18 protein-coding genes and 15 tRNA genes are annotated in these 23,358 nt (G+C 47.7%); 17 read left to right on the top strand and 16 right to left on the bottom strand.

The window, feature by feature from the left end:
• Positions 1 to 15: 15 nt before the first annotated feature.
• From CWC22_RS04500 to nth, 9 genes are all read left to right on the top strand, one after another.
• A tRNA-Asn gene (locus tag CWC22_RS04500) sits at positions 16 to 92 on the top strand.
• Positions 93 to 294: 202 nt separating this feature from the next.
• A complete protein-coding gene (locus tag CWC22_RS04495; protein WP_138539782.1) occupies positions 295 to 2,238 on the top strand; it encodes an EAL domain-containing protein in 1,944 nt (647 codons plus the stop codon).
• 172 nt (positions 2,239 to 2,410) lie between these two features.
• Complete coding sequence (gene rsxA / locus CWC22_RS04490; protein WP_049865909.1) at positions 2,411 to 2,992, top strand: electron transport complex subunit RsxA; 582 nt, start codon at positions 2,411 to 2,413, stop codon at positions 2,990 to 2,992.
• A 1-nt stretch (position 2,993) separates the two neighbouring features.
• Complete coding sequence (rsxB, locus tag CWC22_RS04485; RefSeq protein ID WP_138539783.1) at positions 2,994 to 3,551, top strand: electron transport complex subunit RsxB; 558 nt, start codon at positions 2,994 to 2,996, stop codon at positions 3,549 to 3,551.
• 9 nt (positions 3,552 to 3,560) lie between these two features.
• Entirely contained in the window at positions 3,561 to 6,401 is a 2,841-nt protein-coding gene (gene rsxC / locus CWC22_RS04480; RefSeq protein ID WP_195879850.1) for an electron transport complex subunit RsxC, read from the top strand.
• Positions 6,398 to 7,456, top strand: coding sequence for an electron transport complex subunit RsxD (gene rsxD, locus CWC22_RS04475; RefSeq protein WP_138539617.1), 1,059 nt, complete (start codon positions 6,398 to 6,400; stop codon positions 7,454 to 7,456). The genes rsxC and rsxD overlap by 4 nt, the downstream gene beginning before the upstream one ends.
• Positions 7,453 to 8,094: an electron transport complex subunit RsxG gene (gene rsxG, locus CWC22_RS04470; protein ID WP_138539618.1), complete on the top strand. Its 642-nt coding sequence runs from the start codon at positions 7,453 to 7,455 to the stop codon at positions 8,092 to 8,094. Before rsxD ends, rsxG begins: the two co-directional genes overlap by 4 nt.
• Complete coding sequence (locus CWC22_RS04465) at positions 8,087 to 8,785, top strand: electron transport complex subunit E (RefSeq protein WP_138539619.1); 699 nt, start codon at positions 8,087 to 8,089, stop codon at positions 8,783 to 8,785. The genes rsxG and CWC22_RS04465 overlap by 8 nt, the downstream gene beginning before the upstream one ends.
• Positions 8,786 to 8,866: 81 nt before the next feature.
• Positions 8,867 to 9,499: an endonuclease III gene (gene nth / locus CWC22_RS04460; RefSeq protein WP_138539620.1), complete on the top strand. Its 633-nt coding sequence runs from the start codon at positions 8,867 to 8,869 to the stop codon at positions 9,497 to 9,499.
• 58 nt (positions 9,500 to 9,557) lie between these two features.
• On the opposite strand, the gene CWC22_RS04455 is transcribed toward nth, so the two are convergent.
• Positions 9,558 to 10,235, bottom strand: coding sequence for a hypothetical protein (locus CWC22_RS04455; RefSeq protein WP_138539621.1), 678 nt, complete (start codon positions 10,233 to 10,235; stop codon positions 9,558 to 9,560).
• Between the two features lie 310 nt (positions 10,236 to 10,545).
• On the opposite strand from CWC22_RS04455, the gene CWC22_RS04450 reads away from it, so the two are divergent.
• Complete coding sequence (locus tag CWC22_RS04450; protein ID WP_138539622.1) at positions 10,546 to 12,126, top strand: L-lactate permease; 1,581 nt, start codon at positions 10,546 to 10,548, stop codon at positions 12,124 to 12,126.
• On the opposite strand, the gene zigA is transcribed toward CWC22_RS04450, so the two are convergent.
• From zigA to CWC22_RS04385, 13 genes are all read right to left on the bottom strand, one after another.
• Positions 12,123 to 13,334 carry a zinc metallochaperone GTPase ZigA gene (zigA, locus tag CWC22_RS04445; RefSeq protein WP_138539623.1) on the bottom strand — a complete coding sequence of 404 codons (1,212 nt, stop codon included), beginning with the start codon at positions 13,332 to 13,334 and terminating at the stop codon, positions 12,123 to 12,125. The two genes, CWC22_RS04450 and zigA, sit on opposite strands and share 4 nt — an antisense overlap.
• 54 nt (positions 13,335 to 13,388) lie before the next feature.
• Positions 13,389 to 13,832: a TraR/DksA C4-type zinc finger protein gene (locus tag CWC22_RS04440; RefSeq protein WP_138539624.1), complete on the bottom strand. Its 444-nt coding sequence runs from the start codon at positions 13,830 to 13,832 to the stop codon at positions 13,389 to 13,391.
• 149 nt (positions 13,833 to 13,981) lie between these two features.
• Complete coding sequence (locus tag CWC22_RS04435) at positions 13,982 to 14,779, bottom strand: hypothetical protein (protein WP_138539625.1); 798 nt, start codon at positions 14,777 to 14,779, stop codon at positions 13,982 to 13,984.
• A 58-nt stretch (positions 14,780 to 14,837) separates the two neighbouring features.
• Positions 14,838 to 15,392 (bottom strand): hypothetical protein, encoded by a 555-nt coding sequence (locus tag CWC22_RS04430; protein WP_138539626.1) that lies wholly within the window; start codon positions 15,390 to 15,392, stop codon positions 14,838 to 14,840.
• Positions 15,393 to 15,516: 124 nt separating this feature from the next.
• Positions 15,517 to 17,097: a methyl-accepting chemotaxis protein gene (locus CWC22_RS04425; RefSeq protein ID WP_138539627.1), complete on the bottom strand. Its 1,581-nt coding sequence runs from the start codon at positions 17,095 to 17,097 to the stop codon at positions 15,517 to 15,519.
• 209 nt (positions 17,098 to 17,306) lie between these two features.
• Positions 17,307 to 17,382: transfer RNA gene (locus tag CWC22_RS04420), tRNA-Glu, on the bottom strand.
• A 76-nt stretch (positions 17,383 to 17,458) separates the two neighbouring features.
• Positions 17,459 to 17,534, bottom strand: a tRNA-Glu gene (locus CWC22_RS04415).
• A gap of 68 nt (positions 17,535 to 17,602) precedes the next feature.
• Positions 17,603 to 17,678 (bottom strand) — tRNA-Glu (locus tag CWC22_RS04410).
• A 68-nt stretch (positions 17,679 to 17,746) separates the two neighbouring features.
• Positions 17,747 to 17,822 (bottom strand) — tRNA-Glu (locus CWC22_RS04405).
• Between the two features lie 68 nt (positions 17,823 to 17,890).
• Positions 17,891 to 17,966, bottom strand: a tRNA-Glu gene (locus tag CWC22_RS04400).
• A 68-nt stretch (positions 17,967 to 18,034) separates the two neighbouring features.
• Positions 18,035 to 18,110: transfer RNA gene (locus CWC22_RS04395), tRNA-Glu, on the bottom strand.
• Between the two features lie 152 nt (positions 18,111 to 18,262).
• Positions 18,263 to 18,338 (bottom strand) — tRNA-Glu (locus CWC22_RS04390).
• 72 nt (positions 18,339 to 18,410) lie between these two features.
• A tRNA-Ala gene (locus CWC22_RS04385) sits at positions 18,411 to 18,486 on the bottom strand.
• Between the two features lie 647 nt (positions 18,487 to 19,133).
• On the opposite strand from CWC22_RS04385, the gene CWC22_RS04380 reads away from it, so the two are divergent.
• From CWC22_RS04380 to CWC22_RS04350, 7 genes are all read left to right on the top strand, one after another.
• Positions 19,134 to 19,209 (top strand) — tRNA-Val (locus tag CWC22_RS04380).
• 135 nt (positions 19,210 to 19,344) lie between these two features.
• Positions 19,345 to 19,420 (top strand) — tRNA-Val (locus tag CWC22_RS04375).
• A gap of 68 nt (positions 19,421 to 19,488) precedes the next feature.
• A tRNA-Val gene (locus CWC22_RS04370) sits at positions 19,489 to 19,564 on the top strand.
• A gap of 114 nt (positions 19,565 to 19,678) precedes the next feature.
• Positions 19,679 to 19,754: transfer RNA gene (locus tag CWC22_RS04365), tRNA-Val, on the top strand.
• 22 nt (positions 19,755 to 19,776) lie between these two features.
• A tRNA-Val gene (locus CWC22_RS04360) sits at positions 19,777 to 19,852 on the top strand.
• A 40-nt stretch (positions 19,853 to 19,892) separates the two neighbouring features.
• A tRNA-Val gene (locus CWC22_RS04355) sits at positions 19,893 to 19,968 on the top strand.
• 606 nt (positions 19,969 to 20,574) lie between these two features.
• Positions 20,575 to 22,209, top strand: a complete 1,635-nt coding sequence (locus CWC22_RS04350) for a response regulator (RefSeq protein ID WP_138539628.1) — start codon at positions 20,575 to 20,577, stop codon at positions 22,207 to 22,209.
• A 24-nt stretch (positions 22,210 to 22,233) separates the two neighbouring features.
• On the opposite strand, the gene msrB is transcribed toward CWC22_RS04350, so the two are convergent.
• Complete coding sequence (gene msrB / locus CWC22_RS04345; RefSeq protein ID WP_138539629.1) at positions 22,234 to 22,689, bottom strand: peptide-methionine (R)-S-oxide reductase MsrB; 456 nt, start codon at positions 22,687 to 22,689, stop codon at positions 22,234 to 22,236.
• Between the two features lie 170 nt (positions 22,690 to 22,859).
• The gene (locus tag CWC22_RS04340; protein ID WP_125564442.1) at positions 22,860 to 23,345 is read right to left on the bottom strand and encodes a DUF2919 family protein; all 486 of its coding nucleotides are present in this window, start codon (positions 23,343 to 23,345) and stop codon (positions 22,860 to 22,862) included.
• Positions 23,346 to 23,358 lie beyond the last annotated feature (13 nt).

Raw genomic sequence — 23,358 nt, 5'->3', positions numbered from 1 at the left:
GTAAATTCATATTGTTCCCCCTTAGCTCAGTTGGTTAGAGCGACGGACTGTTAATCCGCAGGTCCCCCGTTCGAGTCGGGGAGGGGGAGCCAACCTACTTCACTCCTATATTTTCTTTTATCACCTTTTATTTCATTGTATATCTTTTGGCAATTGTTCGAATATATTAGACTTTTTCCAATGAATGCTCTACCCTACAGGCATTCTAGGCGGCTATTTCACTCCTCAAAAAGCTGCTGATGCAAGTCAGTCGACGAATGGAATTTAATCCCTATTTCAGGTAGATGAATAACAATGGCAGGTTTTAAAAAACTCATATTTCTCCAGCTCATTTCCTGGATTGTTTTTTCTGCGCTTGGTAGCTTCTTGATCGCAAGCAGCTTTGATAATGCCGTCAGCAGAGCCCAGCAAAATGCACAGAGCATGGTGAGTAATTACATCCAGGAAAAAACCATGGCGGATGTCACGCCTGAGCACATACGCTTATCTTTGGGCAGTGGCAACGTATTTTCTTCTTTTATTGTCCGCGACTTTGCCGGACAAACCGTTTTGAACATCAATACTCAAGGTGAAATGCCTGTACTGGCGGGTATCATCGCAGATACGATGAACTCCATCCGGCCGCAATTTGCAGTCAATAAGAGTAAAGACATAAAAATAGAGTTTCTGATCAATGTAGAGAGTCAAGCAGAACTGCTACAGCAAGCATTGATTTTTATGATCATCATCTCAGCACTGATGGCCTTTTTCCCTATCTTTTATATGAAGACCATTTATCGCAAGCTAAATCGCAATGTTAGCATGACGGTTGCCGATGCAGTGGATATCTACATCACACAAAACCAAGTGTCTGAAAGCATAGATCAGGATTTCAATACCAATAAAGTGGCTGATCTGGGCGCTGAGCTGGCCCCTTCATTCAACCGACTTGCCCACTTTCTTAAAAGCAAACAGGAAGACATTAAGTCGGCTGCTCAGTCAATAAAGCAAGAAGCTTATAAAGATGTCGTGACCGGTCTTGGCAACCGTAATATGTTTGTTGAATATTACGAACACCAGATTGAGTCTGCCACTGATAAAAGCTTTGGTTCACTTGCCATGGTTCGTTGTAGCGAATTGCAAATGATTAACCAGACCCGGGGGTATCAAAAAGGCGATCTATATATCAAAGGGATTGCTGACATCGTTAAGCACGTTAGTGGTACCTATACGGGCAGTCAGGTGTTCCGTCTCAACAGCTCCGACTTTGCCGTTATCTTACCGAATATTCCGTCAAAAGAAGCAGAGCGATTTGGTGAAACCCTGCAAGCCAGATTCACTCAATATCAGCAAAACCAAGAGCTAAGTTCGGTTGCCAACACAGGTATTGTGCCTTACGAATCAGGTAAGCCATTAGGCGAATTGCTATCTGTTGTGGATAACGCCATGAGTATGGCACAGAGCAAGCAAGCCAATGCCTGGCACCTGCAGCGAGAAACAGACCTGGTTAATAATGTCGGCGCCGGATTTGGTAACCAGAACTGGCGACGTGTTATCCGTGAAGTCATTGAAAGCCGTCGGGTTATGCTGATGATGCAAAACATCATGCCGATCGGTAAAAATGTTAAAGCGTATGCCGAAATTCAGGCCCGATTTAAAACCGAAGACGGACAAATGCTGCCAACGGCTTCTTTCCTGGCAATGGCCGAAAAATTGGAAATGGCAGTAGAGATTGATCAGCTTATCATTGATACCTCAATCGAGATGATTAAATCACGTAATTTCAATGAAAAGTTCTTTGGTATTAATGTCACAGCGTCCAGCGCCCACAGTGATCAGTTTGTTATCTGGCTTGAACGCCGTCTGCTAAAAGAGGCTAATCTGGCGTCCAAGCTCATCTTTGAAGTCAGTGAATTCGGTTTGCAACAAAATATAAAAGCCAGTAAGCGCTTTATTGATATGGTACACCGGGTTGGTGCCCGTATTACAGTTGAGCGTTTCGGTGTTGGACTCACCTCCTTTAAGTTCTTCCGCGATCTGAAACCAGACTTTATCAAGATGGATGCAAGCTACACTCGTGGCCTTGAAGAAGATAAAAACAACCAGTACTTTATGCGTCTAATGGTCGACCTTGCCCACCGAATTGGTGTCAGTGTGTTTGCAGAAGGGGTCGAAAGTCAGGAAGAAAAGCACATCGTTGAGACCTTATGCCTGGATGGCGTTCAGGGTTACTACATCGAAAAGCCAAAAGAAATTTAATACTCTGATGACAATAGGGCAAGCCTATTGCCCTATTGTCAACTTTAATAGCCATTTTTAACAAACTTTCCCCCTTAACACCTGGCTAAATACTGTGATCTCCGGCCCGAAATTGTTAGAATTCTCAGTCTATTCTGGTTCTCTGTAAATTCATTCACACTAAGGGGCAAGCATGACAGAGTATATTCTGTTGCTTATTGGCACAGTGTTGGTAAATAACTTTGTATTGGTGCAATTCCTCGGTTTGTGCCCATTTATGGGTGTGTCGGGCAAACTTGAAACAGCCATCGGCATGTCACTTGCGACCACCTTTGTACTGACATTGGCATCCGTCACCAGTTATTTAGTTAATCAGTACATTTTGCTTCCCCTGGATCTCACTTTTCTGCGCACGATGAGCTTTATTTTGGTGATTGCTGTGGTTGTGCAATTCACAGAGATGGTCGTACGCAAGACCAGCCCAACCTTATATCGGCTACTCGGTATATTTTTACCTCTGATCACCACCAACTGTGCGGTGTTAGGGGTCGCACTACTTAACATCAAAAATGACCACACTTTTATCGGTTCGGCGGTGTATGGCTTTGGTGCTGCTGTAGGCTTTTCATTGGTGCTGGTTTTATTTGCCGCATTGCGAGAACGTCTCGCTGTAGCAGATGTGCCTACGCCGTTTAAGGGCGCATCCATCGCGATGATCACAGCCGGACTGATGTCACTAGCCTTTATGGGTTTTTCTGGATTGGTGAAGTTCTGAGATGACACTGTTTTTTTACGCAATTATCGCCATCGGTGCTCTGGCGCTGGTATTTGGCCTTATCCTCGGCTACGCAGCCGTAAAATATCGAGTTGAAAGCAACCCCATTGTTGATCAGGTGGATGCCATCTTGCCACAAACACAATGTGGTCAATGTGGCTATCCGGGTTGTCGCCCTTATGCAGAAGCTATTGCGAATGGCGATGATGTCAATAAGTGCCCGCCAGGCGGTGAAGCAACGGTTAAAAAGCTCGCTGATTTAATGGGCGTTGAAGCTAAACCGCTTGCAGGTGGTGAAGAAGCCGAACCCATTAAAAAGGTCGCCTATATTCGCGAAGATGAATGCATTGGCTGCACTAAGTGTATCCAGGCCTGCCCAGTTGATGCCATTGTTGGCGCAACCCGCCAGATGCACACCGTCATTGCCGATGAGTGTACTGGCTGCGACCTGTGTGTTGACCCCTGCCCTGTCGATTGTATTGATATGATCCCGGTGGCACAAACCGTACAAACCTGGAAATGGCAAATTGATGCTATTCCTGTAAAGCAAATCGACTAAGAGGTTTAAGTGGAAACTTTACTTGAACAAATTGAACACGGTAAATTGTGGCAATTTCCCGGTGGCATTCATCCGCCGGAGCAAAAATCTGTGTCAAATCAGGCGAGTATTGGTCGTATTCCCCTGCCCGACTATCTGGTGCTACCTCTGAAACAACACATAGGTGCCAATGGCCAGCTACTGGTCAATAAAGGAGATACCGTACTTAAAGGCCAGGCATTAACCCGCCCGGGTGCAAACTGGTCATTACCGGTGCATGCCCCGACGTCCGGTGTGATCAGTGATATTAAACCAATGCCTTCAGCGCACCCTTCTGCGCTACCAGAGCTAAGTATCGTCCTCACCCCAGATGGCGAGGACTGCTGGTGTGAGCTTAACCCGGTGGCAGACTATACGCAGATAGACAATCAGACCTTAATCGACATTATTCACCATGCCGGTATTGCCGGAATGGGTGGTGCAGGTTTTCCAACCTATGTAAAAGCCGACAGCGCCAAGCATAAACCCATCGAGTTTTTAGTGGTCAATGGCGTGGAATGTGAGCCGTATATCACCGCCGATGATCTGTTGATGCGCGAACATGCCGAGCAAATTGTGCAGGGTATCGAGATTATGCAGCATCTGCTTAATCCAGAATATGTCTTGGTCGGTATCGAAACTAATAAACCCGAAGCCATCGAGGCAATGACAGCTGCCGCAGCACACAACAGTAAGATTCTCATCCGTAGTCTGCCTGTTAAATATCCTTCAGGTGGTGAAAAGCAGTTAATACAAGTACTTACCTCGAAGGAGGTCCCCAGTGGCGGGATCCCTGCTGATGTCGGTGTTCTGGTGCAGAATGTCGGCACTTTGTTTGCTGTCAGCGAAGCCGTGTCTAAAGGAAAACCTCTGATTGAGCGTGTTGTGACCGTGACTGGCAACACCATCCAGACTCCGCAAAATGTCTGGGCCTTGCTGGGCACTGAGATTAAGCACTTACTTACTTGTCAAGGCTTTGAACCCGTAACTGAGCAACGCGTCATCATGGGTGGGCCTATGATGGGCTTTACTTTACCAACGGTACGGATCCCAGTGGTAAAAACCACCAACTGTATTCTGGCCCCGGATAATCAGGAGCTTGCCGTTGCAGGCCCCGAGCAAGCTTGTATTCGCTGTAGTGCTTGTGCTGACGCTTGTCCACAAACGCTGCTGCCACAACAGCTGCAGTGGTTTGCCAAAGGTAAAGAGTACGACAAACTCGAAGAGCACAACCTGTTTGACTGCATTGAATGTGGCGCCTGTGCCTATGTCTGTCCAAGTGAAATTCCACTGGTACAATATTATCGGGTTGCCAAAGCCGAGATCCGTGAACAGAAGCTCGAAAAAGTAAAAGCTGAACGGGCTAAAGAACGTTTTGAAGCACGTAAAGAACGACTGGAACGCGATCAGGAAGAACGCCAAAATCGTCACAAACGGCCAGCGCGCAGCACCCCTCGAAATACCGAGCAACAAGACAAAGTCAGTGCAGCAATGGAACGCGTTAAACAGAAAAAAGACGGTCAGTCGGCAGTGCAGGCCGCCATCGAACGAGCTAAGGCCAAAAAAGCCGCCGATGGCACATTGGAACCAGATAATTCAGAGGTCGCGCTGGAGCGCGCTAAGCGAAAAGAAAAAGCGCGTCAGTATAAAGCAGAAAAAGACGCCCAGGCTTCACCTGAAATGCATGCGGGTGGAGAAGGATCACGCAAAGATGCCGTTGCTGCCGCAATAGCTCGCGCCAAGGCCAAAAAAGCGGCCCAACAAAGTGATACAGCTGAACCGAAAACAGCAACCGACGACCCGCGTAAAGCAGCTGTCGCTGCCGCAATAGCTCGTGCTAAAGCCAAAAAAGCGGCGCAACAGGATGATCAACCAGCGCAACAACAAAGCGACGAGGCAGACAGCGATCCGCGCAAAGCCGCTGTTGCAGCTGCCATTGCCCGTGCTAAGGCTAAGAAAGCCGCCAAAGAGGCCGAGCAACAAACAGACGCAGAGCCTGCAGAGACTGACGCTGCACCGGAAGATCCTCGCAAGGCCGCTGTTGCCGCTGCCATTGCCCGCGCCAAGGCTAAGAAAGCCGCCAAAGAGGCCGAGCAACAAACAGACGCAGAGCCTGCAGAGACTGACGCTGAACCGGAAGATCCTCGCAAGGTTGCCGCTGCCATTGCCCGTGCCAAGGCTAAGAAAGCCGCAAAAGAGGCCGAGCAACAAGCAGACTCTGAGCCTGCTGAGATTGACGCTGAACCGGAAGATCCTCGCAAGGCCGCCGTTGCTGCTGCCATTGCCCGTGCCAAGGCTAAGAAAGCCGCCAAAGAGGCCGAGCAACAAACAGACGCAGAGCCTGCAGAGACTGACGCTGAACCGGAAGATCCTCGTAAGGCCGCCGTTGCCGCTGCCATTGCCCGCGCTAAGGCAAAGAAAGCCGCCAAAGAAGTCGAGCAGCAAGCAGACGCAGAGCCTGCTGAGATTGACGCTGAACCGGAAGACCCTCGCAAGGCCGCCGTTGCCGCTGCCATTGCCCGTGCCAAGGCAAAGAAAGCCGCAAAAGAGGCCGAGCAACAAGCAGACTCAGAGCCTGCTGAGATTGACGCTGAACCGGAAGATCCTCGTAAGGCCGCCGTCGCCGCTGCCATTGCCCGTGCCAAGGCAAAGAAAGCCGCAAAAGAGGCCGAGCAACAAGCAGACGCAGAACCGGCCGATTCAGCGCCCGAAAATGAAGCGCCCCTGAGCGCGGAAGAAAAACGTCAAGCGGCAATTAAAGCCGCCGTGGCACGCGCAAAAGCGAAAAAGCAGGCCGCCGCCAAAGACCAAGAAGGAAATGATCTGTCATGAAATTAACCATGGCTTCATCGCCCCACAATCACAGCCATAAAACACTTAGCCGTCTGATGCTGACAGTGCTCGCTGCGTGTGTCCCAGGCATTTTAGTGCAAAGTTACTTTTTCGGTCCTGGTACCCTACTCCAGCTACTACTGGCGTTGCTGACTGTCAGCGCGACCGAAGCCGCTATGGTGAAACTACGTGGTCGCCCTGTTTGGCCAACACTCAGTGATGGCAGTGCCTGGCTGACCGCAGTGCTGCTCGCGGTGAGTATTCCACCTTTGGCCCCCTGGTGGGTCACTGTAATTGGCTGTGTATTTGCCATTGCCATAGTCAAGCAGCTCTATGGGGGTCTGGGCTTTAACCTGTTCAACCCCGCGATGGCTGCATACGTTTTACTGCTAATCTCATTTCCGGTACAGATGACCAGCTGGACACCAATCATAGACATACAAGCAACACCGCTGTCTGTACTTGACCAATTGGCACTCATTTTTACTGAACAAACCCTTGCAGGAGTGCCGCTTGCGGAAGCACGCCAGGTCATTGATGGTACGACCTCAGCAACCCCACTTGATCATGTCAAAACGGCCGTATCGCAAAATTTGACTGTCTCAGAAGCCACTGATAGTGCCGCGTTCGGGGAATATGCAGGACAAGGCTGGCAGTGGGTTAACCTGGCTTACTTGTTAGGCGGTTTGTACCTGCTAAAAGCCAAAATCATTAACTGGCATATCCCGGTGGCGTTTATTGTGACCCTGGCAATATGCAGCGGCCTGGGGTTTGCACTGTCTCCGGCAACGCAAGCAGGTACCCTGTTCCACCTGCTGAGCGGCGCAACTATGCTGGGCGCCTTTTTTATTGCCACCGATCCGGTGTCAGCCAGTACCACCAACCGCGGCCGTCTGATCTATGGCGCACTGATTGGGCTACTGGTTTATCTTATTCGTCATTTTGGTGGCTATCCAGACGCCGTTGCCTTTGCCGTTTTGATCATGAACATGGCGGTGCCTTTGATTGATTACTATACGCAGCCTCGTACTTACGGGCATGGAGCAAGCTCATGATCCTGTCATCAATGAAGAAAAATGGCCTTATTCTGACCGCCTTTGCACTGGCGACCACAGGTAGCGTCGCACTGGTACAAACCTTTACGGCGCCAGAAATTGCCAAACAGGAACAACGTCACCTGATGCGCGTCCTCACTCAGGTCATTCCACAGGCGCAATACGATAACGAGCTCTACCTGGACTGCACGGTAAGCAGTGCGCCGGAGCTGGGTCCTAACGGACCACATGTTATCTACCGAGCGCGTCTGCAAGATACCCCTGTCGCCTTGCTGGTACAACATATTACACCGCGTGGCTACAGCGGCAATATCGACATTCTGAGCGCAGTCTACAACAATGGTGAGATAGCCGGCGTACGCGTCACGCGCCATGAAGAAACCCCCGGTCTTGGCGATAAAGTCGAGCTGGCAAAGTCTGACTGGATAACCCGTTTCAGTGGAACGGCCGTAACTCAGGAAAAAGACCCGGCTTTTAATGTCCAAAAAGATGGCGGGCAGTTTGATCAATTCACCGGTGCGACTATCACACCACGCGCCGTCGTTCAGAGTGTTAATGCCGCAGCCTGGTATGCCCGCAGCAATTTTGACACACTCTTTGCAGCGCCAAACCACTGTGAGGAGGCCATCGATGAGTGAATTTAAACAACTCGCCCACGAGGGGATGTGGAAAAACAACCCCGCACTCGTGCAGCTGCTGGGCCTGTGTCCGTTGCTGGCCGTCACCAGCACCATCACCAATGCTTTGGGCCTGGGGCTGGCCACTTTACTGGTACTGGTTGGCTCCAATGTCACAGTCTCAATTGTGCGAAACTGGGTCCCCAAAGACATCCGGATCCCGGTCTTTGTGATGATCATTGCCGCCTTCGTGACTATCGTACAACTACTCATGAACGCATACACGTTCGGTCTGTATCAGTCATTGGGGATTTTTATTCCGCTTATCGTCACCAACTGTGCCATCATTGGCCGTGCCGAAGCATATGCCTCTAAAAATACCCCCCTACTTTCGGCATGGGATGGCATTATGATGGGATTGGGCTTTGGTGCTGTGCTGGTGTTACTTGGCGCCATGCGCGAGTTATTTGGCCAGGGCACCCTGTTTGATGGTGCAAACCTGTTACTGGGCGACTGGGCTACGGTACTGCGGATCGAAGTCATCGAGTTCGACAGTCAATTTCTGGTGGCCATTTTACCGCCCGGCGCATTTTTAGGACTCGGTTTAATCATTGCAGCCAAAAATTATGTCGATGCACGCAAAGAAGCCCAGGCTGAACCTGTCGGCAACCCTGAAAAGGCGCCACGAGCCAGGGTCACCAGCTTAGATTAATTCGTTGCGGGAAAGCCGTCACTTTCCCGCTCAACACCGATAAAATCAACAGCACAACCATACAGCAAGTAAGTCAGTACTATGAATAAAGCAAAACGACTCGAAATTCTCACCCGTCTGCGGGATGACAATCCTAACCCGGAGACTGAACTGGAATACACCTCACCATTCGAGCTGCTGGTCGCCGTCACTTTGTCGGCTCAGGCCACTGATGTGAGTGTCAACAAAGCCACTCGTAAGCTGTTCCCCGTGGCTAACACACCACAGGCGATTATCGACCTGGGTGTCGATGGCCTGAGGGACTACATCAAAACCATCGGCTTATTTAACTCTAAAGCCAATAACGTCTACAAGATGTGTCATATTCTGATGGAACAGCATGGCGGTGAAGTCCCGGAGAACCGAGAGGCTCTTGAAGCCCTGCCTGGCGTCGGTCGTAAAACCGCTAACGTGGTGCTTAATTGTGCTTTCGGCTGGCCCACCATTGCTGTTGATACACACATATTTCGCGTTTCAAACCGCACTAAATTTGCCATGGGTAAAGATGTGGTCGCAGTTGAAAAAAAACTAGAAAAGGTGGTGCCCAAAGAGTTTAAAGTCGACGTTCACCACTGGCTGATTTTACTCGGTCGCTACGTGTGTACCGCACGCAAGCCTAAATGTGGCAGCTGTATCATCGAAGACTTGTGCGAGTTTAAAGAGAAAACAGAGTAAACACCTTGGTGCACAGTGGGCGCAACTCAAAGCCCACCACGCATCACTGCCACCCACATTATTCGCTGTTTGCTGGTCGCCTGATCATCATTAGTCTTTTAAGCAACACACTGCTGCCCAGCACATCTGTGATTTGATTGTACCAGTTGGTGAACAAGACCCGGATCACCCAGTAGAAAAGTACACCTATCATCAGATATATCAGCGCATTACTGTCTATGAAATCCGGCCAACTGTCTGATGTATTGGCTGAGAAAGACATCACCGCACCTAATAACGCAAAACACGCTCTCCACGTATGCCTGACCATGCGATGCTTGCCGCTGAGTCCACCACTCAATATCATTTTGGCATCTAGACACGCAGCCATCGCGGCAATCACCGCATGAAGGGTAAATATGGTTTTGAATGTTGCCGAAAGCTCGGTTGCGGTATAAACGAAGTAAAACAAGTCAAAGCTGATGTAGATGATCACCAGCATTGCAATGAACTCAAAAGCGCCCACTGAACGCTCTTTTCTCAACACAACCGCCCAGGCTGTTGAGCCATAGTACAAGGTCAGTAACGCCATCGTCAGGCCGCCATTAAACAGTGCGGCACTGCCCGCCATAATTAACATAGAAAAGAAAAATAGATTTCCGGACCATCTGTGTCTGGTCGTTCCTTTGGCAAAACTCAACGCGCCTATGCCAAACAACAATAAAAATGACCCAGCAATAATATGCAACGTCAGCATGTCGCCTCCTTGTTATATCTGATATCTGTGAGCATTGCTTTTGTGCACCGTTGCTCGCCAAAGTCAGGAGTTATCCAAGCCTTCCCTGACTGAAATTAACACTAACAAGACGCGTGTTAATTTAGTACATCAATTGAACGATAAATCCAAATGAAGTGTTACAAACCATTACATTTGTGTCGTGGCTGACCAATTTGTTTGAGCAGCATGCCTGCGTTACCTTTAGAACAAGTGTTACAAACTCCATATATTCAGTGTCTTATTCACATGCTAAGCTCACATTATTAAGCAACGGATTGGTTATTCTCTGATGACGCTACCGCAACTACTCACGGCCCTGGTGCCCATCCTTAGCGTGTTTCTCTTGCTGGTGTTATTTAGGTTACCTGCGAGGCAAGCTATGCCGTTTAGTTTGCTGCTTAGCGCTTTATCCGCTTATTTGGTCTGGCAAGTCCCCTGGCAACAAATCTCAGCCGCCGCACTGGAGGGCTTGATCATCGCACTGACCATAATATGGATTGTTTTCGGGGCAATTTTTTTACTTAAGGTGCTACAACAGACCGGAGCTATTCTCACCATTAAATACGGATTCGCCCGGATCAGCCCTGATAAACGGGTACAACTGATTATCATTGCCTGGTTATTTGGCAGCTTTCTGGAGGGGGCCGCCGGATTTGGTACACCCGCGGCCATCGCAGCGCCATTGCTGGTTGCCCTGGGGTTTACGCCGCTGAGCGCGGTTGTACTGGCACTGGTGGCAGACTCCAGTGCGGTCTCATTTGGTGCCGTTGGTACACCGGCGATTGTCGGTATTGGTCAGGGTGCAGCGAATATCGATTACACACAAGTTAAGCACATTGCTTTAACCGCCATTGGTATTGATATTGTTGTTGCAGCCCTGCTACCGTTGATTTTAGTTGTGCTTTATTGTCGCTTTTTCAGTGACGCCCCCAGCTGGCGATCCGGATTTGCGATGGCGCCTTTTGCTCTATTTAGTGCACTGGCTTTTACCCTCCCCGCTTATAGCGTTGCCTGGTTATTGGGGCCAGAATTTCCCTCTGTGCTGGGCGCTATGGCGGGATTAGCTATTGTCTGCCCCTTAGCACGAAAAGGGTTTTTATTGCCTAAACCCGAAAACACAACAATATCGACGACGTCGAATACTGACACTCCTTCATTGAGCCTGATCAAAGCCTGGTTGCCCTATTTATTAGTTGCCGCATTGCTCGTGCTAACCCGGATCCCTTCACTGCCATTCAAGGCAACACTACAAAGTGTTCAGTTTGAATGGGCCCATATCCTGGGATCAGCCATTTCGGTTAATGTCATGCCTCTTTACCTGCCTGGCAGTGTGTTTGTCGTAACTGCACTTTTTGCATTGTGGCTGCAAGGTGGCACAATGTCACACTTTCGCCTTGCCCTGAAAAACAGTGCCAGCATGTTATTACCCTCTGTCATTGCATTGAGCGCTGCCGTGCCTATGGTACGCATATTTCTGCACTCCGACGTAAACGATGCAGCCCTGCCCGCTATGCCTATGGCACTGGCAGAGTCTGTCGCAATACACTTGAGTGACTTTTGGTTATTGATTGCGCCTCTGGTGGGTGCGTTAGGGGCTTTTATCGCTGGTTCTGCAACCTTTTCTAATCTGATGTTTGCCAGTTTTCAGCAAGCATTAGCAGCAGAAGCCGGGCTGAATATGCAGCTGGTGCTGGCCCTACAAATGCTCGGCGCGAATGGCGGCAATATGATTGCGGTGGTGAATGTGGTGGCAGCCGCCAGTGTCGTCGGCCTGCATGGTAAAGAGGGTGATATTATTCGTTACACCCTGGTTCCCATGCTCTATTACTGTCTGACGGCCAGCCTGGTTGCCTGGCTGATTTTTATTTAGTGCTCCCAGGAAGGGAAAGGATCCGGCAGCGTTTTCCACGCTTGCTGGCCTTTTAGCACGTCTTCTTCACTTAGCAAACACGCGTTCAGGCGGCGGATAATGTCTTCTTTATCCAGCCCCTGGCCAATAAACACTAATTCCTGTCGCATGTCACCAAAAGGCTCAACCCAGTGCTCTTCAATGGCAGCAATATATTCCGGGTCTTCTGGCCACTGATCTCGTGGCACGGCTTTCCAAAATAACCCTGCCGCGCCATGTCTGGCGATCCCTCCAGCCTGACTCCAGCTACCGGCAAAGTGAGGCCGGGTTGCCAGCCAGAAAAATCCCTTTGAGCGAATAAGCTTGCCGGCCAGCTCGTCACTGTGTAAGAAGTCATAGAACTTTTCCGGATGGAAGGGTTTTCTGGCACAAAAAGTAAAACTGCTGATGCCAAACTCTTCCGTTTCCGGAATGTGCTCGCCCCTGAGCTCTTTGAGCCAGCCGGGTGCCTGCTGGGCTTTTTCAAAACTGAATTTTTTGGTATTTAACACCTGCGCCAGAGGGACCTTGCCATGTGCCATTGGTATTTGCTCAGCATCGGTATTAAGTGTACGCAGAATGCTCTGCAAACGTTTAAGCTCAGTATCTGAGATCAAATCTGTTTTGCTGATCAGCAATACATCGGCAAATTCAACCTGTTCAACAAGTAAATCGGCCACACTACGCTCATCTTCCTCACCTAAGCTCTCACCGACATCCTGCAACGCCTCAGCCCGATCGTAGTCTTTCAGAAAGTTCACCGCATCCACTACTGTGACCATGGTATCCAAAGTGGCGATGTCAGATAGACTTACCCCCTGCTCATCTGCAAAAGTAAAGGTTTCAGCTACGGGCAATGGTTCAGAAATACCGGTTGATTCAATCACCAGGTAATCATATTTACCCGACTTCGCCAGCCGGTCGACCTCTTCAAGCAGATCTTCTCTGAGTGTGCAACAAATGCACCCATTACTCATCTCAACCAATTTTTCTTCAGCCCGATTGAGACTCACTTCATTTTGAACCGTCGCAGCATCAATGTTGATTTCGCTCATATCATTGACAATAACGGCTACTTTTAGCCCCTCACGGTTACTTAGAATATGGTTCAGCACCGTGGTTTTTCCTGCCCCTAGAAAACCTGACAACACGGTTACGGGCAATAAACTTGATGTATTTAACTTTGCCATTGCTTGATTACCTTACACAGTTTTTGACGGTAGATTGTGTGGGTTCAAGTTCTGTCAGACATCTCTGTCTTTAACGTACATGTGCTCCTTCAGTTCAGAGCACAGTTTTACGTCAGCGCATAATTCAGCAGTGGGTCTTGCCAGCAAGCGGGCAATGCCGATCGGCTCACCCGTTTCCTGACAATAGCCGTACTCATTGAGCCGGATCCGCTCCAGTGCCTGCTGGATTTTAGGTAACAGCTTCTGCTCACGGTCAACAATGCGCATCAGGATCATACATTGCTCTTCCCATGATGCTCTGTCACTCAAATCAACCAATTCAGGCGGATCCATAATTTGTGCTTTAGTATCGCGAATACGCGCTCTGGTAGAGTCATGTAACTCAACCAGGTATTGTCTGAAAAATGCCAATTGATCGGCATTCATATAATCGGATTCAGGTGCAGCCAGAATTTGCTCAGTTGTGAGCGTTGAAGGAGTGGAATTAAGTGCTTGCATATCAGGCGCCTTGTCAGAACATTGAACTTGACAACGTTATATTATAACAAAACCACATTTAAAAGGATCACCCGATAAAATTTATTTATTTGCGATGCCATATTGCCTGGGTAAGTTAGTAGAGCTTTGCATTACAAGCCAGGACAAGATCAATCAATATTTAGCTTATTTACTAAAGACATATGATAATTTAGCAAAGTTATTTTTGCCTGTATCACCGCGCTTTCTTCCTCTGTGAACTGGCTCAACATTTGCTGCAGCTGGGCTTTGTCTGAACTCATTGTTGCCAGCGCCTCTAGCACGCTTAAACGCACTAACTCACTCTCATTGTCGCTGGCTGTTGCGATCAGAGCCTGTATCTGGCTGAGACGCTCAGTGCTTGCCTCAAATTGTTCTACATTTTGTGCCATTAAGTGAATCGCAAAACTCTGAAATAATTCACCTTTGTACTGGCTTTGTGTCATTAAGTCCGCGAAAAAGTACTGAGATACTAGCTGTGGCATTTCTTCGAGATAGTGTTCTATCTCATCAAACTGTGTGTATATATCCGCGCTTGAAACGCGAAAGTCTGTCAGCAAATGCTGTTCAATGAGCCTGGCAATATCCTGACTTGCATAATCCGCTAAGTCTGGGTACACATGACTGTCTAAGCCTATGTCCTGTGCTATCGCTAGTAAAGCAGCCTTGTCAGTGCTCGCCTGCTTCGGCATGCGCCCGCTATTAGGTGTAGATGCTGTTGTGGTGTTTACCTGTTCTTTCGGTCTCTCCTTTACCTCGCTCAAAAGCGGGGTACCTGTCTCAAAATGAGGTGCTGATTGTGCAGCCGGGCGCTCAGCGCTACCTGCATACGCGCCGCTCCCCGGGGAGGGTTCATACAGTGACATCGCCGCTATCAGAAAACCGAGCATAAAGCACAAGATGTTGATCAGTAGGTATTTAGCTTTCATGCTACATCCCAATACCAGTTAGCAGACTGACCTGAAACGGTCAGCCTGCCTGATTATATTAGTGGATATCGAAGCGTACGCCCTGACAGCCATTGTTGTGATAGGCCGTTCCCGCACTCTTAATAGACCAGAAGATCTCTCCGCGCGTTGAATTCGCATTGGTTGGTGTGAATGTACGTTTGCACGTTTTAGTTTTTTTGTTGTCCCAAACAGGCTTGCCATGCTTGAGTTTAACGAAGGTATAGTCCAGTTCCATTTTATACTCTTCGTTGATGTTCGCACTCAGATCTGGATAAAAGCCGTGACCATAACCCGATGTCAGGTTTTGCTTTCTTTTTTCACGAAACACAACTGTATTATCACTAATACGCTTGATCTTTAGCTCAACCGTGGTCACTGTGTAGCCGCCACGATTGCAGTAAAAAATCATGGATTGATTACCACGGGTCGTATTTGCCCAGTTATAAGGCGCAACGTCTCGCCAGATCTCGCAATCTTGCTTTTTACCTGAGAAGTAACCTCCATCGACTCCTGCTACGCTCACCTGCGTGTTCGCCAGTGCCATGATCAGTGCTGCAACACCCATTTTTGAGGCTTTCTGTAACTTGCTCATTTGTTATCCCTATGTGTGATTTATATACGCATATCAATGTCAAAATCTGTGATTTGGACATATAAAGTTACTATTCTAAATAATACCAGCAAGAGATTGCTTATTCACATTTTCTTAATTTTTTTTAATTGCTGAGTCTCAACAGAAACTGATCAACCAATGCAGCTTGATCTGCCAGCGCTTGCTCTGTATTTTTCATCGCTGCAGTGGTGGTGTCTGCACTTTGCATTGAGGCATTCGCAAGCCCGGAGATATTCACGGCTTTGTCGTTGATCTCATTACTAGCACCCGACATTTGGTCAGTCGCAGTGGCTATTTCGTAATTCAGTGCAGAAATATCTTTTACCATATGCTCTATCGAGGCCAAGTTTTCTCTTGTTTGCTCAGCTTGAGCCACACATTCAGTCGACTTCTCAACCCCATTTTGAATCGCCGCTACCGCGCGCTCAGCCCGTTGTTTGAGCCCGGCGACTATATCATCAATCTCTCTGGTCGAATCCTGAGTTCGTTGTGCCAATGCCCTTACTTCATCAGCCACCACGGCAAAACCTCGGCCCTGCTCACCAGCCCTGGCTGCTTCTATTGCCGCATTCAGAGCTAGCAAATTAGTCTGCTCCGAAATATCGCGTATCACATCAACCACTCCCCCAATATGCACGGTTTGTTCATTTAGCTCAGCAATATCACGCTGAGTGCGGCTCAACTCTTCACATAAAGCATGGTTTGTTTGCATGCTGGCCTGCACCACAGAGTTCGAATCCAATACTGAGCGCAACGCCCCTTCAGAGCGGTTCGCAGCATCACTGGTATTGCCTGCAATATCAGAAATCGCAGCGGTCATTTCGTTCATCGCTGTCGCCAAAGAACCAGTCTGACTTTGTTGCTCCTGCAATAGCTCGGTATTACTGTGGCATTCTGACACGGTTGCTTGTGCATGCTGGTCAACAAGCTGACTGGCATCTTGTACTCTGCCCAGCACGGCGCGTAGCTCAGAGCCGCGTGCCAGCAACGCTAGCTCAATGGCCGCGACATCATTCACTTTATTGAGGTAGATTTTTTGCATCAGGGGATTGTCGTAAACTTGTTTGGCTTTTTGACTCAAACGACGCACCGGTGACAGCCTTTGATAAGTCAGCGTAAGTACGCCAACAAGCAGTAAGGTCTCCAGGATGTAGTTCCATGGTGCAGGTAAGCTGGTAAAAATCATGCTCAATATATAAGACACCAATAGGATCAACATCATTTGAGCTGACAAAGACATAGATGAACGCGTCAATTTTGCCGCATCAACCCCCTTATCAAGTTGCTGGTAGATGTTTTCAGCTCGTTTCACCACTTTCCGTTCGGGCTTGGTTCGCACGGATTGATACTCAGCAGTTTGACCAAGCTCATCATTGATTGGCGTCACATAAGCATTGACCCAGTAATGGTCTCCATTTTTACAGCGATTTTTTACTATGCCCATCCAGGGCTTGCCTGACCCGATGAATTGCCAGAGATCTTTAAATGCGGCTTTGGGCATAGTTGGGTGACGTACCAGGTTATGTGGCTGCCCTTCCAGCTCATCTAATGCGAAGCCAGCAACATCACAAAAGCTCTGGTTCGCGTATGTGATCCGCCCTTTTGTATCTGTGGTAGATAAGAGGTTATAAGAGACCGGATAATCATTTTCTTTATCCGTATAATCGGTAGATCTTTTGGCCATGATACTCACCTAAAAAACGCGATACTAACCCATTTTTCTTAGGTGAGCTTGTTAATAAAGCCTTAACTTTGTTTTAAATCAAATAATTCAAGTAAATGAAATATATGAAAAAATTCATTAGAATATTGAAAATAACGAAACAGAGGAGGATAAATCTAGTGGGGAAATTATGAGTATGAATTAAAAAAGAATGACATTTCTAAGAAGAGTGGCGTCCCCTAGGGGATTCGAACCCCTGTTACCGCCGTGAAAGGGCGGTGTCCTAGGCCTCTAGACGAAGGGGACGCAGGTGTTTTTCCTGTGTCACTAGGACTGGTTATTTAGACTCTTACCATACGAGTATTTTACTTACCGAAGTAAGTGGCGTCCCCTAGGGGATTCGAACCCCTGTTACCGCCGTGAAAGGGCGGTGTCCTAGGCCTCTAGACGAAGGGGACACAGAATGTGTCACTAGGACTGGTTATTTAGACTCTTACCATATGAGTTTAGTACTTACCTAAGTAAGTGGCGTCCCCTAGGGGATTCGAACCCCTGTTACCGCCGTGAAAGGGCGGTGTCCTAGGCCTCTAGACGAAGGGGACACAGAATGTGTCACTAGGACTGGTTATTTAGACTCTTACCATATGAGTTTAGTACTTACCTAAGTAAGTGGCGTCCCCTAGGGGATTCGAACCCCTGTTACCGCCGTGAAAGGGCGGTGTCCTAGGCCTCTAGACGAAGGGGACACAGAATGTGTCACTAGGACTGGTTATTTAGACTCTTACCATATGAGTTTAGTACTTACCTAAGTAAGTGGCGTCCCCTAGGGGATTCGAACCCCTGTTACCGCCGTGAAAGGGCGGTGTCCTAGGCCTCTAGACGAAGGGGACACAGAATGTGTCACTAGGACTGGTTATTTAGACTCTTACCATATGAGTTTAGTACTTACCTAAGTAAGTGGCGTCCCCTAGGGGATTCGAACCCCTGTTACCGCCGTGAAAGGGCGGTGTCCTAGGCCTCTAGACGAAGGGGACAAAAAATTTGCTTATTGAAGCACCGCTTCAATAATTTTTTGTTAGCGTGAAAGTCGAGCCAGCGAGACTGAACCTCCTTTAACAAAATCTTTTGTCACTAGGACTGGTTATTTAGACTCTTACCATATGAGTTAAATACTTACCTAAGTAAGTGGCGTCCCCTAGGGGATTCGAACCCCTGTTACCGCCGTGAAAGGGCGGTGTCCTAGGCCTCTAGACGAAGGGGACACAACATTTCGAAGTATGGCATTCGAAGCCACATCCGAACATTATATCACTAGGACATATTTACACTAGGTTTGGTGGAGCTAGGCGGGATCGAACCGCCGACCTCTTGCATGCCATGCAAGCGCTCTCCCAGCTGAGCTATAGCCCCTCACCTATTCGCAATGAAACGTCACCGTCGCATCGCTGAGTGCGGGGCGCATTCTATGCATCACAGAAAACAAAGTCAACACCTTTTCTGCAAGTTTTTCTTAACTGCTGGAAAAACACCCCGAAAGAACAGAATATAAGCGAAACTCAGGGTGCAATCAATAGAAGTCTATGTTTTTGCTCAATTTAAAACCAGTTCACCCTATCAAACACGGGTCATGGCACTTCCCCATCAGTATTTTGAGGCCACTGTTACCCACATCTTCTATCATTCTCTCCAAGCTGTAGTTAAATTAAAAAGCGCAGATTAATGCCCTGCCACATGCAACAAGTGTTTTGAGCTGAGGCTCAAAGATACTCAGCACAAAAATAAGCCTTTTAATATTGCCCGACAACTCACCCCCTCTTTAATTCAACCTGTAGCCTAATCCCCCACAACTCCCGATTCTATTTCTATCACTTTCATAAGATATCTATGCTTCATTTATCGCCTGGACATATAATGAAGGGAAATACCCAAAAAAATGAACAGGTGAACATAAAAGAAGCATGCAGATAAAAAATCAAGATTTTGTGTTGACTCCTTTGAAAGGAAACATATAATAGCGCCCCACAACGACACGGCAAGGTGTTGTTGGTTTCGAATGTGGGTTGTTAGCTCAGTTGGGAGAGCATCGCCCTTACAAGGCGAGGGTCACTGGTTCAAGTCCAGTACAACCCACCATAATTTTGGTGAACTTGGTCGATGCAGCATCGCGCTCATTCTTACCAAGGCAAGTTTTCTGACTTAAGGTCAGTACAACTCATCATTAATTCGGTGAAAAGACAGCATAGTCATTCACATTTGAAACAGCGTATTGGGTTGTTAGCTCAGTTGGGAGAGCATCGCCCTTACAAGGCGAGGGTCACTGGTTCAAGTCCAGTACAACCCACCATAATTTAAGTGGTCTATTTAGATTAAAAATTATGGCTCAATACGCACAAAGCAGAATAAACAAGTTCTGGGTTGTTAGCTCAGTTGGGAGAGCATCGCCCTTACAAGGCGAGGGTCACTGGTTCAAGTCCAGTACAACCCACCATTAATTGGTGAACTTTGGTCGATGCAGCATCGCGCTCATTCTTACCAAGGCAAGGGGCTGATTTAAAGTCAGTACAACCCACCATAACTTTGAATGCTGCTGTAAATTTAAGATGGGTTGTTAGCTCAGTTGGGAGAGCATCGCCCTTACAAGGCGAGGGTCACTGGTTCAAGTCCAGTACAACCCACCATCTTAATAAAAAATAATACTCTGGGTTGTTAGCTCAGTTGGGAGAGCATCGCCCTTACAAGGCGAGGGTCACTGGTTCAAGTCCAGTACAACCCACCATTTCTTCGGAAATACAGAGTATATACCTGCATCTATGCATGGGTTGTTAGCTCAGTTGGGAGAGCATCGCCCTTACAAGGCGAGGGTCACTGGTTCAAGTCCAGTACAACCCACCATCATCTAAATTCCTGTTATTTACCGCGTTTACATTGGTCGATGCCACATCGCGCTCATTCCTAATCAAGGCGAGCATTACCAATTCAAGTTCATTACAACCCACCATCATCTAAATTCCTGTTATTTACCTCGTGTTCATTAGTCGATGCCACATCGCACTCATTACTAACCAAGGCGAGCATTACCAATTCAAGTTCATTACAACCCACCATCATCTAAATTCCTGCTATTTACCGCGTTTACATTGGTCGATGCCACATCGCACTCATTCCTAATCAAGGCGAGCATTACCAATTCAAGTTCATTACAACCCACCATCATCTAAATCCCTGTTATTTACCTCGTGTACATTGGTCGATGCCACATCGCACTCATTCCTAACCAAGGCGAGCATTACCCAATCAAGTTCATTACAACCCACCATTATCTAAATTCTTATTATTTTTCTCGTATACTTCAGTCAATTCAGCACTGGACTCGTTCTAACAATGTCCCCCCCTACTTTCTATGCATTCTTAGCAAGCTTTTTAATCCTTATGTTTCAAAAGAAAAAATAAACGTCTAGACTAAAAGCATGCAGAATTTATTCCTTTATCCTTTACTCTATGCCTGTTCAACCCTTTGTAAATGCAAAAATTTTGATCGTGGAAGAACAGCAGCTAGCGCTGAGCTACATTAAGCAGTCGCTAGACCAGCTGGCCTACAAAAACGTCCAGTTTGCCGAAAACGCCCAGCTGGCAAAGGAAAGTTGTATCCATCATAAATTCGATTTAATTATTTGCTCGTTTGATCTGAGTAAACGTCAGAATGGGTATCAGCTATACGAGGAGCTGCTTAAAAAACGCCTGATCCGCCAAAGCACCGGGTTTATTTTCACCTCCGCAGAAACCAGTCCAGAATTAGTTCACAGTATCGTTGAGTTGCAACCAGATGACTTCCTGGTGAAGCCTTTTAGCATAAAGGAGCTTAAAGCGCGTATTGAGCGAGTGTTAAAGCGTAAACGTAGCCTTAAGGCGCTCTATAACTTGATTGACGACGAGAATTACTCTAAAGCGCTCAAACTCATTAACTCTGAACTTGAGAGCGGTGAGCACGCTTACAGCCCGATATTACTAAAGCTTAAAGGCGAGACCCTGTTAAAACTTAAGCAGTTTGACGAAACCAAGCAATTCTATCGCTCCGTACTTGAGCTGCAAAAGTTTACCTGGGCCAAACTCGGTTTAGTCGAAACTCTGATAGCAAATAATGAAGACATCATGGCGCAAAAAATGCTCAAGTCACTGATAGAGAAAAGCGAAACCCGACTTGCCGCATTAGATCTATTGTCTCGCCTGGAACTCAAACTCAACCAATTTGAAGAAGCACAGGAGTCGTTGGTAAAAGCCTCTCAGATTGCACCGCGCAATATTGAGCGTCAGAAGTCTCTCAGTACCGTTGCACGTATTAACCATGATTATGAATGCAGCTACAATGCACAAAAAGAAATCGCTAACTTTGCCCGCTTTTCAATGCATGACAGCCCGGAAGTCTATTTGAATGCAGCCCGAGCTGGCATTGACTTTGCGCTCAGCACAGATCAGCATGACCAGATCACCCGTCTCACCCGACAAACTCAGCAATATCTGAGTGATCTCAAAAAGCAGTTTCCCAATGCCAACAACCAGACTCAAATTGACGTATTAAATGCGCGGCTTCATTATCTGAAAGATGAACATACCAAAGCGCGGCAACTCATGGAACAGTTGGAAGATGAGCCTCAAATACGCTCGGTTGATGCTGCATTAGATAAAGCCAAAGCCTTCCACGAATTGGGGTTTCAGCACAAAGCAGAAGCGTTGTTTGGTCAAATAATTACGCACTGCGAACGCCATCAGCAGCAGAAAGACCCAACCTTAATGCATCTGCTTCAACAACAACAGGATGAACGCAAAAACATCACAATGGGGCCAAAAGAGCTCAATAACCATGCTGTAAAGCAGTTCCAGAAGGGGCAGTTAGACGTGGCGTTAGAAGCGTTCACACAAGCATTCAGAGTGATGCCTAAAAATGCCAGTATCGCACTCAATTTACTGCAGTGTCTGGCTGATGCAACCGGAAAGCAAGCCACCACGTTTAATTCAAATCTGGCAGAAAAATGCTACAAAACACTGAGTGCAGCACAACTTGAGACAGAGCAGCAGGAGCGTTTCGACAAGCTACAAGCCCAGCTGGCAGAGATGAAACTGGACTTTAATGCCTAACGACAAACGCCCCGCCCTGTTAGGTTAGTGGGTGCCTTCTTCGTGTTTTTTCAACGCCAGTGCATTGACACAATAGCGTAAACCACTGGGCTTAGGCCCATCCGGAAAAACATGTCCAAGGTGCGCATCGCAGACATTACAAACAATCTCCACTCTGTCCGTACCATGGGAGCGATCCAGCTGATAAGCGACTGAATCAGCACAATATGGCTGCGTAAATGAGGGCCAGCCTGAGCCGCTATCAAACTTTTCTTCTGCATCAAATAGCAGCTGATCACAACAGGCGCAATGATATTTACCCGGTGAAAATACAGTGCAACTTTGCGAGCTAAACGGACGCTCTGTACCGCGGTTGCGGGTGATATGAAAAACTGAAGGTTCCAGCAATGCCTGCCATTGCATCAGATTTTTTTCGACGCGCCTGGGTGGTTGTGGATTGCCGTTGTCTGCGAACTGCAGAATATCTCGCCAAGTTAACATGTCTCTTTCTCCGCTTGATGTAGGGTTACTCCATATTGGCAAACACATGAGATTTGTCTTATTGTTATAGAGTCACACAGCCAGTCCGGATCAGACTAGCGTGTTATTTTTACGCCAATATGAAAGCCACGATCGCCCTAATGTTTAGTTGTTAGCCCGTCAGCGTCAAGTCAATTATTTTCAGGTTCAGGCCAATCCCCAAAAAAACACGTTAAGTATCGGCTTTTGAGCAAATATAAAATTACCCAAGACACCAACACTGCTTGAATGGCCAGATAGAAAGAAAACTGATACTGCGCCTGAACAATTTGCATCCCCAGCCAGGCCAGGTCGAGACAGGCTGCCAGCAGCAGTGGCCAGCGCATATGACGCCAAAAGCTGGCGAGTTTGGGAGAACTTGTTGGCCTGCGCAATGAAAACAGCACAGTCGGGATCAGTGCCAGACTCGCTATCATCACTGCCACAAAGAAGTGCTGCTTTGAATGAAAAAACAATGACATGAGATCAAGATCAGGACGCCATGTGAGGGCTGAAACCAGCCACAGAAAAAAGGGCCTGAGCAACACCAACAAAGTCAGATTAAACCCTACAGGCGTGCGATATACCCCATATTTATCCCAATACTCGGGCCCATACCCCGCCTGTAACTTGCTCATACCACTTCTCTCA

The sequence above is a fragment of the Pseudoalteromonas rubra genome (assembly GCF_005886805.2).
Taxonomy (GTDB): Bacteria; Pseudomonadota; Gammaproteobacteria; order Enterobacterales; family Alteromonadaceae; genus Pseudoalteromonas; species Pseudoalteromonas rubra_D.
The sequence above is the reverse complement of the archived record's forward strand: the minus strand, read 5'-3'. Positions and strand labels throughout refer to the sequence as shown.